This window comes from Pandoraea cepalis, assembly GCF_902459625.1.
Classification (GTDB): Bacteria; Pseudomonadota; Gammaproteobacteria; order Burkholderiales; family Burkholderiaceae; genus Pandoraea; species Pandoraea cepalis.
Window position 1 is genome coordinate 529,426 of record NZ_CABPRY010000001.1, and the last position, 14,803, is coordinate 544,228.

At 65.2% G+C, this 14,803-nt stretch carries 15 protein-coding genes; 2 read left to right on the forward strand and 13 right to left on the reverse strand.

Annotation, left to right across the window (positions count from 1 at the left end; genetic code table 11):
• Positions 1–83: 83 nt before the first annotated feature.
• The 8 genes from PCE31107_RS02350 to PCE31107_RS02385 form a co-directional block, all read right to left on the reverse strand.
• Complete coding sequence (locus tag PCE31107_RS02350; RefSeq protein ID WP_150606260.1) at positions 84–2,042, reverse strand: hypothetical protein; 1,959 nt, start codon at positions 2,040–2,042, stop codon at positions 84–86.
• A gap of 512 nt (positions 2,043–2,554) precedes the next feature.
• A complete protein-coding gene (locus tag PCE31107_RS02355) occupies positions 2,555–3,502 on the reverse strand; it encodes an NAD(P)H-dependent flavin oxidoreductase (RefSeq protein ID WP_130024673.1) in 948 nt (315 codons plus the stop codon).
• A gap of 371 nt (positions 3,503–3,873) precedes the next feature.
• Positions 3,874–4,797 carry an MBL fold metallo-hydrolase gene (locus tag PCE31107_RS02360; protein ID WP_150606262.1) on the reverse strand — a complete coding sequence of 308 codons (924 nt, stop codon included), beginning with the start codon at positions 4,795–4,797 and terminating at the stop codon, positions 3,874–3,876.
• 43 nt (positions 4,798–4,840) lie between these two features.
• On the reverse strand, positions 4,841–5,272 hold the full coding sequence (locus tag PCE31107_RS02365) for a MaoC family dehydratase (RefSeq protein WP_017233243.1): 432 nt from the start codon (positions 5,270–5,272) through the stop codon (positions 4,841–4,843).
• 34 nt (positions 5,273–5,306) lie between these two features.
• Entirely contained in the window at positions 5,307–5,549 is a 243-nt protein-coding gene (locus tag PCE31107_RS02370; RefSeq protein ID WP_150606264.1) for a DUF1289 domain-containing protein, read from the reverse strand.
• A 17-nt stretch (positions 5,550–5,566) separates the two neighbouring features.
• The gene (locus tag PCE31107_RS02375) at positions 5,567–6,085 is read right to left on the reverse strand and encodes a YbaK/EbsC family protein (RefSeq protein ID WP_150606266.1); all 519 of its coding nucleotides are present in this window, start codon (positions 6,083–6,085) and stop codon (positions 5,567–5,569) included.
• A gap of 58 nt (positions 6,086–6,143) precedes the next feature.
• On the reverse strand, positions 6,144–7,085 hold the full coding sequence (locus PCE31107_RS02380; RefSeq protein WP_150606267.1) for a hydroxymethylglutaryl-CoA lyase: 942 nt from the start codon (positions 7,083–7,085) through the stop codon (positions 6,144–6,146).
• Positions 7,086–7,134: 49 nt separating this feature from the next.
• On the reverse strand, positions 7,135–8,079 hold the full coding sequence (locus PCE31107_RS02385) for a 2-hydroxyacid dehydrogenase (protein ID WP_150606269.1): 945 nt from the start codon (positions 8,077–8,079) through the stop codon (positions 7,135–7,137).
• 194 nt (positions 8,080–8,273) lie between these two features.
• Here PCE31107_RS02385 and PCE31107_RS23770 point away from each other — a divergent pair, with 194 nt between their 5' ends.
• The gene (locus tag PCE31107_RS23770; RefSeq protein WP_281352547.1) at positions 8,274–8,396 is read left to right on the forward strand and encodes a hypothetical protein; all 123 of its coding nucleotides are present in this window, start codon (positions 8,274–8,276) and stop codon (positions 8,394–8,396) included.
• A gap of 78 nt (positions 8,397–8,474) precedes the next feature.
• On the opposite strand, the gene PCE31107_RS02390 is transcribed toward PCE31107_RS23770, so the two are convergent.
• Complete coding sequence (locus tag PCE31107_RS02390; protein WP_150606271.1) at positions 8,475–9,026, reverse strand: YaeQ family protein; 552 nt, start codon at positions 9,024–9,026, stop codon at positions 8,475–8,477.
• 162 nt (positions 9,027–9,188) lie between these two features.
• Between PCE31107_RS02390 and PCE31107_RS02395 the strand changes: the two genes are divergently transcribed.
• Positions 9,189–10,025 carry an alpha/beta fold hydrolase gene (locus tag PCE31107_RS02395; protein WP_150606273.1) on the forward strand — a complete coding sequence of 279 codons (837 nt, stop codon included), beginning with the start codon at positions 9,189–9,191 and terminating at the stop codon, positions 10,023–10,025.
• A gap of 97 nt (positions 10,026–10,122) precedes the next feature.
• Here the strand turns inward: PCE31107_RS02395 and PCE31107_RS02400 are convergent, their stop codons facing one another.
• The 4 genes from PCE31107_RS02400 to PCE31107_RS02415 all read right to left on the reverse strand — a co-directional run bounded on the left by PCE31107_RS02400 (position 10,123) and on the right by PCE31107_RS02415 (position 14,564).
• Entirely contained in the window at positions 10,123–10,500 is a 378-nt protein-coding gene (locus PCE31107_RS02400) for a helix-turn-helix domain-containing protein (protein WP_150606275.1), read from the reverse strand.
• A 578-nt stretch (positions 10,501–11,078) separates the two neighbouring features.
• Positions 11,079–11,891, reverse strand: coding sequence for a helix-turn-helix domain-containing protein (locus PCE31107_RS23590; protein WP_246181687.1), 813 nt, complete (start codon positions 11,889–11,891; stop codon positions 11,079–11,081).
• Between the two features lie 262 nt (positions 11,892–12,153).
• Positions 12,154–12,399 (reverse strand): hypothetical protein, encoded by a 246-nt coding sequence (locus tag PCE31107_RS02410; RefSeq protein ID WP_150606277.1) that lies wholly within the window; start codon positions 12,397–12,399, stop codon positions 12,154–12,156.
• Positions 12,400–13,367: 968 nt separating this feature from the next.
• Positions 13,368–14,564 (reverse strand): porin, encoded by a 1,197-nt coding sequence (locus PCE31107_RS02415; RefSeq protein WP_150606279.1) that lies wholly within the window; start codon positions 14,562–14,564, stop codon positions 13,368–13,370.
• Between the last annotated feature and the right edge of the window lie 239 nt (positions 14,565–14,803).

Genomic DNA, 14,803 nt, shown 5'->3' on the forward strand with positions numbered 1-14,803 from the left:
ATTGTCCGAGGCCGCGAGGGCGGGAAGGCGCAATGCGCGAATCGGAATCGTCGGCGTGTGCTAACGCGTGACACGCGCCGGTATCAGACCGGCGTACCGTGTTCGCCGCCCGCAAGTTGAATCGGCGGGTTCCGGCGCACCGAGCCGGACCTTGGCAAGGTGCCGGCCGAACTGATGACCGGACTTCTTGCGTCGGCGGCGCCGCCCGTGGCTGCCGCAGCGCGCTCGCGCGGTGTGGGGTAGGGCCGGGTCAGCGACACCGTGTAGGGGTTGCCGGTGCGGTGGCCGGCATCCGCGAGCGAGACGTCCAACATGCCCATCAACGCCTCGACATCGTTCGCGTGCCGGAACGACGATGCCTTGATTCGGCTCCAGGGGTCGAGCAGCACGGTGGTGTCGCGCGTCAGGAACACCGCGGCCGTGAAACGATTGCCGTTGATGCCGTCGACATGCCCTTTCACCGGCGGTTGCGGCGTGGACAGATCGAGCAGATCGATGAATTGATCCGATTCGGTGTAAAGCACCATGACATGCGGCGGGCGGCCTTGGGGCTGCACGGTGATCATGCGGATATGGTGGCTGGGAACGCCGCGGACCAGAAGATAGTGAAAGAGAATCTCCGCGTTTTCCTGGCAGAAGGCTTCGGCACTGAGTTCGTGGATGTTGTATTCCGGGTAGTTGTCATAGTGCATCGCCGTGATCAGGGCGGCCTCGCGCTGTTGTTCGAACAAGGTGGAATACGGGTCGATGCGCATCAGTTGGGGTACCAGGACACGGCGGTGCTCAATGATCGAGTTGTCGCGCAATGCCCGCAGGTCCTCACGGTTCGTTCGCATCAGGTGCAGCGCTCCCAGATCGCTGTACGCCTGCAGTATCGCGCGCCGCACGTCATGATCGGCGAGGTGGCGGATGGCGTCGGCGACGTCGTTCTTGCTCATGGCAACGCTGTCGGGGGTGGACGAGCGGCTCGGACCGCATCCGCCGCCGCACAGGCGCAACGGGGCGTCTGCATGCCATTCGCCGGACGGCGCGTCGTAGGTCACCGGCACTTGCGCGCGCGCGCCGCGCGGCGCGTTGATCAACCATTCGCCCGCGCGCTGTCCGGGCGTCACTTGGTAATAGCCGGATTCCCCGCGAAGATAGTGGCGGCCGTTGATCGTCATCAGTTGGCGCCGTGACCCTTCCGGAATGCTCTCGGGCGGCAACGATTGTTCGTATCCCTTAAGGTGTTCGCGCTCGCCTTCGATGCGCAATCCGTGTCCGACACCGAGACCTTCGACGTCGGCGGCCTGCGCATCGACGATCTCGGCGCCGTGCTCAGGCGTCGCGTCGCGCGGCGGTTCGAGTCCGTCGCCGTCAACGTCAACGTCGCGTACCACGGGCGCGTCGGCCTCGACGCCAGGCGCTGACACCGGCGCATGCACCGGCCCACGCCTGAATAGCACCGGTTGTGCCGGCGCGGACGCGTCCTGAATCGGCATGTCTCTGCCGATCGTGCGCGGGTCGCCATATTGCAGAAAGTCGGTGAGCTTGGCCGACGACGGCGGTCTACCGTCGAGTAGGTCGGCGGCCAGATCGGCGAAATGTCCGGGCAATCGCGCGATTTGGACTTCCGGGATTAGCCCGGTGGCGACGTCCACCACACCGCCGAGGCGTTGCGCCGCGTCGAGCGTCGGTCGATCCACGGGGTTGCCGCTCACCGCGCTGTAGGCCTCGCCGATGGATCTTCCAAGATGCCGAAACGGTGCGCTGGCGGTGGCCACGGCCCTGAGAAATTCCTGGAAGGTGTAGTGGGTCTTGATCAGCGAGAGGGGGAGCGGGTGTATTTCGACGTCGCTTGGGACGTCTGGTAGTCCGTCTGAAGGCAGCGCCGTGGCGTTGGCGAGTGGACTGTCTTCCCGCACACGGCTGTCGAGGAGGCGGGGGAGCATCGGTGTGGCGCGTACCGTGGGGGCCATGAGATTGGCGACCAGCATCACGGCGAAGGCCGCCGGCCAGGGACTGGCGGGCGAGGCCTTGGGGGGGCTGACGCGATGGCGCATGGCCGCGTCGTCATGACAGCGCCTTTGGGAATTGCGTGTGCCGTCGAACGCGTGCGGGAAGTCGGGTGAAGTGGGCGCCGGCGTCCTGCGAGCGGGCGTGGCGTCGCGGGCCTGGTTGCGAGGGGGAGGGTGGATTGCGCGACAATGCGACGAAAACCGCATGAAATTGCCTCCTGACGATGGGGTGAAGGTGCGTGCCGGCGCCAACATGAAGCCGAATCGACGTCCATGGGCGAAGACTGCCATCGCGTGAAGGGGCGTGTTTGCGCTTCGGCCGAGCGCACTGTCGATTCCGGCGCATTGCCGCGAGGTGCGGACGTGACGTCATGACGCGACCGGCCACCGGCGCGACGGGGCATTGTGTCCGGCGACGGGCGCGACGAGGCCGCGGCGAATGGCGAGGCGGGAGCGGTGGTGAGGGGGCGAAGTGGGCGGCGGGGAGAGCGGCGGCCGTCGAGTCGCAGTGAAACGCCGCGCCGAAACGTCGATTCGTCCGGCGCGCGCGTGCGTTGTCAGCCGGCCAGTCGTTTGCGCGTGTCGTCGTATTCCTGCTTCAGGCGCGCAATGATCTCGGCTGCGGGGCGCACGTCGTCCATCAATCCCACCCCCTGACCCGCGCCCCAGATGTCCTTCCACGCCTTCGCCTTGGAGAAGTTCATGGCGCTCTTGTCGGCCGTGGGCAGGTCATCGGGGTCGAGGCCCGCATTCAGAATGCTCTGGCGGATGTAGTTGCCCGACACGCCGGTGAACAGGTTCGTATAGATGATGTCGTTGGCGCTGGCCTCGACGATCGCCTGTTTGTAGGTGTCGCTGGCGTTGGCTTCGGAAGAGGCGATAAACCGCGTGCCGATATACGCGAGATCGGCGCCCATGGCCTGGGCGGCGAGAATCGATCCGCCGTTGGCAATCGCGCCGGAGAGCACGATGGGGCCGTCGAAGATCTTGCGCACCTCGCCCACCAGCGCGAACGGCGAGAGCATGCCCGCGTGGCCGCCCGCCCCGGCGGCGACGAGGATCAGCCCATCCACACCGGCTTCGAGCGCCTTGTTCGCATGACGCAGATTGATCACGTCGTGCAGCACGATGCCGCCATAGCTGTGCACGGCGTCGAGCACCTCCTTGGGCGGCGCGCGCAAGCTGGTGATGAAGATCGGCACGCGATGCTCCACGCACACCCGCACGTCGTGTTCGAGCCGCTGGTTCGACTGGTGCACGATCTGATTGACGGCGAGCGGACCCACGATGGCGTCCGGATTGGCCGCCTGGTATGCGGCGAGTTCCTCGGTGATGCGTGAGAGCCAGTCTTCGAGAATTTGCGGCTCACGCGCGTTCAGCGCAGGGAACGAGCCGACGATCCCAGCCTTGCACTGCGCGAGCACCAGTTCCGGGTAACTCACGATGAACATCGGTGACGCCACCACGGGCAGCGCCAGGTTTTGCAGAATCTTGGGAAGGGCCATGAAGTCTCCTCGAGCAGGACATTCGGCGAGCGACATCATTGCGTCGACGCCCAATTCGCAGCGGGTTAATTTCGCGAACGATCGTTCGATTATAGGGGGATTCGTTCGTCGACCGTTGAGCGGGCACTCGAAGAAAGCTTCGGTTCCGTCGAGGGAATTCGCGCGCGTATCAGGGAAAGTCCCCTTGGGGGACGGGGGCGTCGCGACTAGGATGAAAGCGCGTGCCAAGCGGCGTCAGCATCAAGACGCCACAGGACGGGCGCCGCGTTAGCGACCGCAGCGTTCGTCCGGCACGTCACGTCCTCAAACGCCGCTTGCCGTGACTGGCAAGCGGCGTTGTTTTTTTCAAAGATCTCGAAAGCCCGGTGCGCCTAGACGGCGTACAACGTATCCGTCTCACACTCGTAGCGCACTGCGCCTGCCTTGGCGAGTTCCGCCACGAGGCGGTCGAGCAGATCGGGCCAGGCCGACGGCGGCGCAAGCATCGCGGCGGCGCTGCGCCATGCCCGCGCGGTGTCGAGTGTGGCCTTGAGCGCTGTGCCCGTCATCTCATTCTCGGCCATGAGACGGAAGACGATCAGCACCTTGAGCGCGTTGCGCGCATTGCGTGCCGGATCGCTTTGCAGATAGTCAAGGCGCGCGCGCGCGGTGGCGAGTGCGCCGTCGATATCGCCGAACGGCTTGCCGTGTCCTGGAATCACCTGCGCCACATCGAGTTGCTCGATGAGGTCGAGCACGGCCGCCTGTTCGGCGAATCCGGACTCGCCGTCGAGCTCCGGAAAGATCACGCCGAAGCCGCGTTCCCACAGCGCATCGCCGGAAATCAGGATGCCGTCGGTGGCGTTGTAGAGCATCAGCGCGTGCGGATCGTGGCCCGGGGCGCCGAGAACGAGCCATTCGCGCTCGCCGAGCGTCATCGCGTCGCCGGGCGAGAGGGTGTCGTCGAAGGTGAAGCGCGCGCACTGCTGGCCGGTCGCCTCGAACGACAGACGCCGCGCATCCCAATGGCGCACGGGATCGGCGTCGGCGGCGGGGACCCATGTGCGGCAACCGTAGCGAGCTTGAAGTGCCGCGTTGCCGCCGCAGTGATCGGAGTGCAGATGCGTGTTGACGAGCCGTGCGAGCGGCTGACCCTGCGGCAGCGCGTGCGCGACGAGCGCGAGCGTCTGCTCCGCATGCGTGACGTAGCCGCTGTCGACGAGTGTTGGCGCGTCGCCGAGGAACAGGACATTGTTCGAGGAGAGCCAGCCGCGCTCGAACACGCGAAGCCCGGGGGGCAAGGCAAGCGAGGTCATGGACGTAGGGGCGTAAGGGGCAACACGAGGCGCTGGCGGCGTATCAGGCCGGTTTGGCGCTCACGAGGATCTTGGCCGTGGCCGCGATCACCGTCTCGCCGCGTTGATTGACGGCCTCGCCGTCGAGCGACACGATGTCGCCCGCGAGTTTGTCTTTCCACAGGCTGTCGGTCACGGTCCAGCGCACGGTGATGTCGTCGCCCGCGTGCACGGCGCGGCGCAACTTCATGTCGAATTCGAGCCCGAGCGGTTGGGCCGTCTTCGAATAGTGCGTGGCGAGCAGGGCGGCCAGATAGGACATCTGCTGCGTGCCCGACGAGATCAGTCCGCCGAAACGCAGGTCGGCGGCCGCATAGTCCGCGTCGTGGTGCAGTGGATTGAAGTCGTGCGCGAGCGCGGAAAATTCGCGGATCGAGTCAGGCGAAAAATGGTGGGTGGCGGCGAAGGTCTCGCCAATGGCAACGATTTTTCCCATATGCGGTATAGAAAGCGTTATGCGTCGGGGCGCGTTATGCGTTGCCCGAGCCGGGGTCGTTGGCGATCACACGGCGATACTGCACCGGCGGCGGCTCGTGTTCGACACGTCGTGCGGGCAACAGCGACCAAATGTGGCGCTTGTCGCCCTCGGCCATCGTCGACCACGCGGCAATTTCGTCGAGCGTGCGCCAGCAACCCGAGCACCACCCCGTCGCTGGATTCATGCGGCAGATGTTGGTGCAGGGCGACGGCACGGGGGACTCGGGCAGGGTCATGATGGCCTTGGGGGCGCTTAGTCGCGCAGCGCCACGTCGACGACGGGCGCGCCCGTCATCGCCACGAGCTGCGTTGGCGTGAGGTTGAACACGGCATGCGGGTGCCCGGCGGCGGCCCACAGGCTGGTGAGCTTGAGCAGGTCTTCGTCGATCAGCGTGAGCGGCGACACGACGTGCCCGATCGGGCAGACGCCACCAATTGAATAGCCCGTCTTCTCCTTGACGAAACGCGCATCGGCGCGGGCAAGGTCGCCGACCTGTGCCGCCACCTTCTTCTCGTCGACGCGATTGATGCCGCTCGCGATGACCAGCACCGGGGTGTCGTCGGCGGCGCGGCGAAAGAGGATCGACTTGGCGATCTGGGCCACGTCGCAACCGAGGCCGGCAGCGGCCTCGGCCGAGGTCTTGCCGGTGCTCGGCAGAAGCACGATCGGCTGGTCGTGGCCCAGGCCGGCGAGCAGCCGTGCAACGTGACGTGCGCCTTCAGGAAGCGCGTCCTGTTCGGCGGGTTCGGGAGTCCGGGGTGTCTCGCTCATGGTCGTGTCAGTGTCTTCGAATCACGGGGTCGACGCGGGCACATTGGCCCGCGCGGTATCACACACAGGTGGGCGCGCCGTCCTGCAGTTTCGCGAGCATGGCGCGGCCGACGCGTGACGCGTTCGGCCGGTCGATGGCGCGCGAAATGAAGTCGCCCGTGCGTACGACGGCGTCCAGATCGATGCCGGTCTCGATGCCGAGACCCTGCAGCAGATACACCACGTCTTCCGTCGCCACGTTCCCCGTTGCGCCCTTGGCGTACGGGCAGCCGCCAAGACCGGCGACGGACGAGTGGAAAATCGAGATGCCCGAGAGCAGCGCGGCGTAGACGTTGGCAGTCGCCTGGCCGTAGGTGTCGTGGAAGTGGCCGGACAGACGCTCGATCGGGAACACCTTCGCGCAGGCTTCCATGACTTCGCGGGTGCGCGACGGCGTGCCCACACCGATGGTGTCGGCAATGTCGATTTCGTCGCAGCCGAGCGCCGCGAGTCGTTGCACCACGTCGACCACGCTCGCGACGGACACTTCCCCTTGGTACGGGCAGCCGAGCGCGCACGAGATGCTGCCGCGCAAGCGCAGACCGGCGTCCTTCGCCGCGCGCGCGACGGGTTCGAAGCGCTCGATGCTCTCCACGATGGAGCAGTTGATATTGCGCTGCGAGAACGCTTCGCTCGCGGCGCCGAAGATCACCACTTCGTCGGCCTTGGCCGCCACCGCCCCCTCGAAGCCGCGCAGGTTCGGCGTGAGCACCGAGTAGATCGTGCCGGGACGACGCGTAATGCCCGCCATCACCTCGGCGCCGTCGGCCATCTGCGGCACCCATTTGGGCGAGACGAACGACGTCGATTCGATATTGGCGAAGCCGGCGGCCGACAGTCGGTCGATCAGCGCAATCTTGATGTCGGTCGGTACCGGCTGCTTTTCGTTTTGCAGACCGTCGCGCGGGCCGACTTCGACCACTTTCACGTGCTTCGGCAGATTAGACGTGGACAAGGACATGCGGTGTCTCCTTGGAGGGGTTCGGGCAATGGCGCGCGTGGGCGACGGCTCAGTAGCCGCGCGTCGGATCGACGATGCCGGTGATCGTTTCGCCGCGTTCGAGCGCGGCGATCTTCCCGGCGATCTGCGCGACCGTTTCGTCGCGCAACGTCAGGGCGGAAATGTGCGGTGTGAGCGTCAGGCGAGGTGCGTGCCAGAACGGATGGTCGGCCGGCAACGGCTCGGTGCGAAACACGTCGAGCGTGGCCGCGGCGATCTGGCCGCTGTCCAGCGCGGCAAGGAGATCGTCTTCCACCAGGTGCGCGCCGCGCGCGACGTTGATCAGGAACGCCCCTTGCGCCAACTTCGCAAACAGCCTGGCGTTGAGCACATCGACCGTTTGCGGCGTGAGAGGCAGCAGGTTGACGAGTATGCGGGCGCCGGACACGCAGGCATCGAAGCCGGCGTCGCCGTGGTGCAATTCGATGCCGCTATCGTCGCTGCGCTGGCTGCGGGTCCATGCACGTACCGGAAAGCCGAACGCCTTGAGTGCCTTGGCGACGTGCGCGCCGAGCGTGCCGTAACCGAGCACCGCGACGGGGAAGTCCGCGAGACGGTTCGGCTTCTGGAACTTCCACTGACCTCGGGTTTGCTGCGCATCGAATTCGTCGAGACGGCGGAAGTAGCGCAATGCGGCGGCGCTCACGTACTGCGCCATCTGGTCGGCCATGCCGGCGTCTTCGAGACGGACCAGCGGCACGCCCGCCGGCAGGCGATGTGCGCCTTCGCCGTGCGCGCCGAGCACGCCGTCCACCCCGGCGCCCAGGTTGAAAATCGCTTTCAGGCGCTCGCGCGGTTGCAACACTTCGGCATTCGGCTTCCAGAGCACCAGGTAGTCGGCCGGTGCCGTGTCGCCGGGCTGCCAGCCGCGAATGCCGGCCTGCGGCAAATGCTCGGCGAGGCCGGATTCGTAGGCGGCGGTCTTGCCGTCCGGAGAAAAGATCAGGATGTCCATGAGTTGCGGGGCAGACGCGTATAGGAATGAGCCATGGCGATAGGGCCAGCGAGGTGACGACCGGTGCCGGTCTTTCTGGGGGGCGTTGGAGACGCGGCCGTGTTCACTCGATTGACGTTAACGTCAAGTGTAACGCAGCTTGTGGTGTCGCGCGTACTGCGGCGAGGCCGGAGGCGCGGAGGGCGGCGAGCCGCGTGGACGGAGAGAACGGCGAGGAGGGCGAGGGCGGCGAGAACGGCGAGAACGGCGAGGAGGGCGAGGAGGGCGAGGAGGGCGAGGAGGGCGAGGAGGGCGAGGGCGGGGCGGTGACGTTGTGACGCGGCGCAGCGGCACAGCGGCACAGCGGCACAGCGGCACAGCGCGCCGCGCCGCCGTCGGGGAATGCCCGAAGCCGGTCAGTCGTTGGCGGCCGCGCGCAACGTCACGAGGTTGACGGCGAAATTGTGGCTGTCGTCGGCGATCCAGACTTCACCGTCCTGAATCGTGCACTGGAGGCGCATCGTGCGCGCGGCGAGTGCCGTGAGCGCCTCGGCGGATGTCTCATCGAGCATGCGCACCGTGAGGTTCGACAAGCGGGTGATCTGCGACTCGGTCGCCTGCCACCAGACGGCGGCGGGTTTGCCGCCGTACGCTACGACGTCGACATGCGTCGCGCGGCCCGCGGCTTTGACAAGGCGCCGTGCGTCGGGCTGCCCGACGTCGATCCAACGGACGATGTCGCCCCCGAAGTCGTGTTCCCACAGGTCGGGCTCGTCGGCGTTGGAGAGGCCCTTGCCGAACGTGAGCCGTTCATCGGCATACAGCATGAAGGCCAGCAGGCGCACCATCATGCGTTCGTCGGTTTCCGACGGATGCCGGGCGAGCGTCAGGCTATGGGCGGCGTAGTAGTGGCGGTCGAGGTTGGTGATCTGCACCTCGGCCTTGTATATGGTGGCTTTGAGTGCCATGCCGGGAAACCGCAGGAATGAAGGGAGTCGCAAGCATACACTAGCGCGTAGTCCCCGCTCTCCCAGGCGGCATGGCAGGCCGATGGCGCACGGCGGCAAGCGGGCGGCAAGCGGGCGGCAAGCTCGGTATACTGGCGGCCCGCCTTACCTGATGTGTCTCCCATGCCGGTTCCTGTACCGCAAACGATCGACGTCAACGGTTATCCGATGGCGTACGTCGAGACCCCTGCCCCCGCCGACGCCAGTGGCGCGCCGCTGTTGCTGGTTCACGGTTCGCTTTGCGATTGCCGTTACTTCAAGCCGAACATGGCGCCGTTGGCGCAGCGGCGGCGGGTGATCTCAGTGAGTCTGCGTCACTACTGGCCCGAAGCCTGGAGCGGCCACGACGGCACGTTCTCGGGGGAGCAGCACGCCGAGGACCTGGCCGCGTTCGTCACGGCGTTGGGCGTCGGCCCGGTCCATATGCTCGGCCATTCGCGCGGCGGCTATGTCGCGTTGCGCACGGCGCTGCTCGCGCCCGACACCGTACGCTCGCTGATACTGGCGGACCCGGGCGTGGAAATCAGCGGCGGTCCGGCGCAGACGCCACTCGACCGCGAGCGGGGCAGCTTCCGCGAACAGGCGCTTGCCGCCATCGAGTCCGGCGATATCGACGGCGGACTGGCGATCTTTATCGACACCGTGAGCGGCCCGGATACGTGGCGGCGCATGGTGCCGTGGTTCAAGCAGATGGTGCGCGACAACGCGCACACCCTGATCGGTCAGGTGGCCGAACCGCGTACGCCGTTGCCGATCGACGCCCTTGGCGCGTTGCATGCGCCGGTGCTTCTGATGGGCGGCGCGCAAAGTCCCGCACCCTATCCCGACGTGCTGAATGCGCTCGCGTGCGCCATGCCGGAAGCCCGTCGCATGGTGATCCAGGACGCATCGCACGGCATGAATCTGGCCAATCCGATTGCGTTTCACCGCGCGGTGGACGCCTTCCTCGGGAACGACTGAACCCGAGTAGCGACGCCGGCGCGCGGGCCGGCGTTGCCCGGCGCCGGACACGCGCGCGCCGCGCGGCCGTCGCGTCCCGCGATCAATCGTCCCGCTCTCATTCGTCGCGCAACACGCCGTGGCCCAGACGCAAGCTCAGCGTGCGGACCAGATCGGCCATCCACGCCTGATCGCGGTCCGACAGTTTCTGCATGGCCCGGTTGAGCGAGGGATACGGATCGCAGGGCACCGCCACCCCCGAGTCAGCCACCATGCCGTTCGACGAATCGAACGCCAGCAACTCATGCGGCGGCAGTCCCAACGTGTCGGCGAGAATGCAGATGTTGCGCAGCGAGATATTGCGCTTGCCTCGCTCGACACCGCTCAGGTATGAGCGCGCCAGACCGCTTTCCAGGGCAAGCTTGTCTTGCGCCCAGTTGTACTTCTTGCGCAAACCGGCCAGGTGTCGGCCGAATCTGAATAAATTGGTGTCCATAAGAATGTTTTCCTTGTTAGGGACAAGAAGATTGAAACAAAAAACCGGCATTGGGGACGGTGCCTCGGGTATCCCCCGTTTGCGAGGCACGAACTACCGGGTCCGCAACGCGGATTTTTTGCAGACTTTCGGAGAAGGCACAAAGAGTGCGTGCTTTCAGACGGTAGTGGTGGCGCCAGTTTGCGTACCGCTCTGCTGGTGTTTCGATACGCTTTGTCGCACTCCCGTGAACCGGAGCCGCGCAGTGTGACACCGGACATGGCGGCGCAAGCCATCACGCGATTCTGAAAGTTTCCGCCTTGGGATGTCACTCGATGTTGACGGGGCGAACCGGACGTTGTGTCGAGCGGCGCGAATGGTCGGCAGTCATCGGCCGGCTGTCATGCTTGATAGGCTTGGCGTGCGTGAGATAGGCACGGCGCGGCGATACGTCCATTGCGGGGATGTAAGACGCTCGCCGCAGCGAGCGTTTTCACGGAAGGCCAGGTCACGCTTACAAGACGAACGCTCGCGCAACGTCCCCGCGATGCTGGGGGGACTTTGCGCAATGTCCTAAGAATCAATTGCCTCGCTTTCGCTCACTCGTCATCGCCGGTGGGGAAATGCCGCGAGTCTTCGCGTGCGATGGCGTCGGATCTGGCGGTATTGGACGACGTGACGGATGCGTCGTGGCGTTCGGATGGGGTGCGCCCGGGGTCACAGATGCGCGCGACGGGATGGGCGGCGTCGGTGCCGGTGTCGTCGGCAACGCGGTAGTCAGCTTCCCTAGGCGCGGCGAGTTGAAGATGGGCAGGAAAGCCTGCGGAGAACGCTGGGGCGATGGGCGTCTGTCTAGCGGCGTTGGGAAGCGCCGCGGGCGGAGGGGCGGCATCATCGAGGTCGTCGAAATCGTCGAGATCCTCGGCATCGTCGATGTCGTCGCGCGCTTCGTGTCGATTGCGCGTATCTCGCGCATCGCAGCAGGCACTGCCGTGTGCGACAGACAAGGGGCCGCATCGGTCTGCGTAAGCGTCGGTCGCCAACGGCGGCGCCGCCTGACTCAGGCGGGAGCTGAGGCTTCGAATGATCTCGGCGAGCCAGACCTGATCGCGGTTCTCGAGGCGGCACAGCGAACGGCTGATCTGCGGCAGTGGCGTGCGATCGGGCAGCGCTGCGGTGTCCGCGGCCCCGGCCGCCTGCGCAAAGCGCAGCATTTCTGACGTTGGCACGCCGAGCGTATCGGCCAGTACGCAGATATTGACCAGGGCGACGTTGCGTCGACCGCGCTCGATGCCGCTGACGTACGAGCGTGCCAGGCCGCTCTCGAGCGCCAGTTTCTCCTGCGACCAGCCGCGCGCCTTGCGCAGGCAGGCCAGATGGTCTCCGAACAGCGCGAGTGGATTCGTTTGCATGGCGGAACTCCGTTGACGAGTCAGACAGCGTAATCAATCCCCCCGCGTCTTGCGACGTTATATCGCTCTCCTCCCCATGCGTTACAGGCGGGCCTCTATACAGAGTTGGCGACCTCTATAGCGCAGAACTTATCGGACGCTTCCCAATTCGTGGGGCCGCGCCATCACACGGGACGTTGTCAGCCGATGGGGCGACACGCTGACATGGAACGGCGCCAGTGCATCGGATGATGCTGGCCGTGGCGTAGGGCAATGATGTCGATCAGCGCAGGCAGAAGCGGGCTAGCGCTCCGCGCAGGACGGCGGGCAGCGCGGCGGCGAAACCGAACGGGCGCGACAGCGTGGCCAGGCCCTCGCCATTGAGCACGCGAGCGCCTTCCAGGTGGGTGGCCAGCCGGCAGAAATCTTCTCGATTCATGCCGACGCGCTCGCAGGCGATATCGAGCTGTTTCACATCGTTCGGATGCAGCTCGAGGGTGAGGGTGATGCGCTCTGAGGCGGTGTTCATGTCTGCCAATTTTCTCGGGTTCAAAACATTGGGCATGCCGCGCGGGTGAAGCGCATGCCGAAGCGCCCACGCAATAACGCGAGCGAGCGTGATCCGACGGCGCGCGATGGAGGGCGTCGGGGGGCTAATGCAATGCGTGGGCAATACGAGGCTGTGGGCGCGAAATCGGCCGCCCGAGCCGTGGGCGGCGGTACGGCGCTAACGCGTGAGAGCGATGCCTCGTAACGGCGGGGAGGGATGACTCTCTATCCGGCTAGGACATCTGTGCCGGAATACAGCATGAGTACTGCGGACTACGGACTACGGACTGTGACTTCAAGTACGACGACAACTCGGTGCGACTCGTTGAACGGTCACTGACGACTTCGGTTCCGGCAGCGTCTGCGCCAACGGTGGCTGGCCAACGTCAAATTACGCGGCGTCCTTCAAGCGAATGCGCGAGCAAGGGGTACGGCGATGACTACGGCGATATCGCAAGACTCGTGAGACGTGGGTCGCCGCCGCGGTGCGTGCGGCAGCGCGTTGCAGTTGCATGACACGTGCCACTGTCGCCGTGACGGCGAGCGTCGCGACCCCTAGCCAGATGACGAAAATCACAAACCCTCTCCCTAAGCGACGACAGCGCGGCGTAACAACAGACCTAAGCGATGACTGTGCCCAGTGACGACCGGCCCGAGTGGCGGCAGCGCGAGAGACATCGGCGCGCGTCGAACGCAAGGCGAAATTCAGAAAGCGGGGACGCCAGTCGTCGCAAGTCGGTTGCTACCGCAACAAACTTCAACAGGAGCGAATTCTAAATAGATTCCCGAATAGGGTAAATACCAATAACGCAAATTGTGTATTTTTTAAGACAGAGGAATCGGAATTGTCCAAACGATCGTTTGAATTCCAGGTGCTTAAATTCATTGGAGAAATCGGCCCGAACCCGCGGGCTTCCACGTGTTCGGGCCGATCGGGACGAAGGGGCGTCAGAAGCTGTGCTTCAGGCCCATGCCGACCAGCAATTGCGTTCGTGCGCCGGCGTTGAAGCCGTACGAACCGACCGACGCGGTGGCTTCCACCGTTTGACCGCGATCCAGCGTCTTGCCGATGGCCTGTTGATAGCCACCGATGACGTAGGTCGACGTGCGCTTGGACAGCGCATAGGTGACGCCGGCATTGAACTGGTTGTAGTGAGCGCCGAGGTTGCGCGCACCGCGCATTCGCGTGTAGCTATAGCCGATGCCCGTGTTGATCGCCGGCGTCAGGGCATACGTGGCGAAGGCGTTCACGGTGTCGAATGTCGCCGTGCCGGTGAATTCCGACAGACCATCGCTCGCGTACTGGGCATTCGAATACGACAGCCCAAGGATCGCCGGGCCAACGGCATACTTGCCGGCCACGCGCGCGATGCGTACCTTACTCGCCGTACGGAAGCCACTGTTGATCGGCGAGTTGAACAGCGAGCCCGCGCTGCTGGTCCACTCGCGATAGCCATAGGCCGCCCGCGTGTTGCCACCGTCCGCGAAGAAAAAACCGGCGCCGAGCGCGAGCGGACCGTTGTTGTAGGCACCGGCGATGCCATACGACCGGCCGGCCCCGGTTTCCCCGGCCACGTTGCCCGATGCGTACATGCCTTCGAACTGCAAGCCGCCGAAGTTCGGTGTGGCGTAGCGGATCGAGTTGTTGATGCGTGCGCCATTGTCGTAGTTGTCGACGTCGCCCGGCGTGGCAAAGAACCCACCGAAGTAGCCGTCTGCGGTCATGCCCTGCACGAGATTGACGACCGGGTCGTACTGACGGCCGATCGTCACTTCGCCCCATTCGGTGCTCTTCAGGCCGACGATGGATTTGCGTCCGAACGCCCGGCCGCCGTTCCCCATCTCGCCGTTGACCGCATTGAAGCCGCTTTCGATCTGGAACATCGCGGACAGTCCGCGGCCCAGCGGCTCGGTACCGCGCAGGCCCCAGCGGCTGCCGGAGATGATGTTGCTCGTGATCATCGATCGCGATTGCGGGCCGTTGACGCTGGCCGTGTGATTGGCGTGGACGAAGCCGGAATCGATCGTGCCGTAGAGGGTGACGTTGCTTTGCGCATTGGCGCTGGCAGACAAAGTCAGGAGGGTGAGTGTGGCGGCGAGCGCAATGGCGCGCGGGCCGATGAACGAGTGAGGACGTTGAGTCATGGTGTCGAGCGCTTAACCGCGCATGGTGGAAATCGACACCGAGAATATTTCCGAACAGCCATTCGGATTCCTTATGAAAATTCCGAATGCGCTGAAATCCCCATGGCAGCGACCCCCTGTCGGGGGCGCTGCCGAAGTTTCTAGGAAGTGTCCTCAAATTTCATCGAGCGCTACCGCAGTAAGCGGTAGCGCGAAAAGCACCGTCCTGCGCGAGTCAATGGGGATCCGCGCCATCGTGC

Excerpts from the sequence above, each read along its gene's own strand:
- PCE31107_RS02385 (WP_150606269.1), bottom strand. The coding sequence starts at position 8,079 with ATGGACATCCTGATCTTTTCTCCGGACGGCAAGACCGCCGCCTACGAA.
- PCE31107_RS02370 (WP_150606264.1), bottom strand. The coding sequence starts at position 5,549 with ATGACCCTGCCCGAGTCCCCCGTGCCGTCGCCCTGCACCAACATCTGC.
- PCE31107_RS02395 (WP_150606273.1), top strand. The coding sequence starts at position 9,189 with ATGCCGGTTCCTGTACCGCAAACGATCGACGTCAACGGTTATCCGATG.
- PCE31107_RS02350 (WP_150606260.1), bottom strand. The coding sequence starts at position 2,042 with ATGCGCCATCGCGTCAGCCCCCCCAAGGCCTCGCCCGCCAGTCCCTGG.
- PCE31107_RS02380 (WP_150606267.1), bottom strand. The coding sequence starts at position 7,085 with ATGTCCTTGTCCACGTCTAATCTGCCGAAGCACGTGAAAGTGGTCGAA.
- PCE31107_RS02390 (WP_150606271.1), bottom strand. The coding sequence starts at position 9,026 with ATGGCACTCAAAGCCACCATATACAAGGCCGAGGTGCAGATCACCAAC.
- PCE31107_RS23590 (WP_246181687.1), bottom strand. The coding sequence starts at position 11,891 with ATGCAAACGAATCCACTCGCGCTGTTCGGAGACCATCTGGCCTGCCTG.
- PCE31107_RS02375 (WP_150606266.1), bottom strand. The coding sequence starts at position 6,085 with ATGAGCGAGACACCCCGGACTCCCGAACCCGCCGAACAGGACGCGCTT.
- PCE31107_RS02360 (WP_150606262.1), bottom strand. The coding sequence starts at position 4,797 with ATGACCTCGCTTGCCTTGCCCCCCGGGCTTCGCGTGTTCGAGCGCGGC.
- PCE31107_RS02365 (WP_017233243.1), bottom strand. The coding sequence starts at position 5,272 with ATGGGAAAAATCGTTGCCATTGGCGAGACCTTCGCCGCCACCCACCAT.
- PCE31107_RS02355 (WP_130024673.1), bottom strand. The coding sequence starts at position 3,502 with ATGGCCCTTCCCAAGATTCTGCAAAACCTGGCGCTGCCCGTGGTGGCG.
- PCE31107_RS02400 (WP_150606275.1), bottom strand. The coding sequence starts at position 10,500 with ATGGACACCAATTTATTCAGATTCGGCCGACACCTGGCCGGTTTGCGC.
- PCE31107_RS02410 (WP_150606277.1), bottom strand. The coding sequence starts at position 12,399 with ATGAACACCGCCTCAGAGCGCATCACCCTCACCCTCGAGCTGCATCCG.
- PCE31107_RS02415 (WP_150606279.1), bottom strand. The coding sequence starts at position 14,564 with ATGACTCAACGTCCTCACTCGTTCATCGGCCCGCGCGCCATTGCGCTC.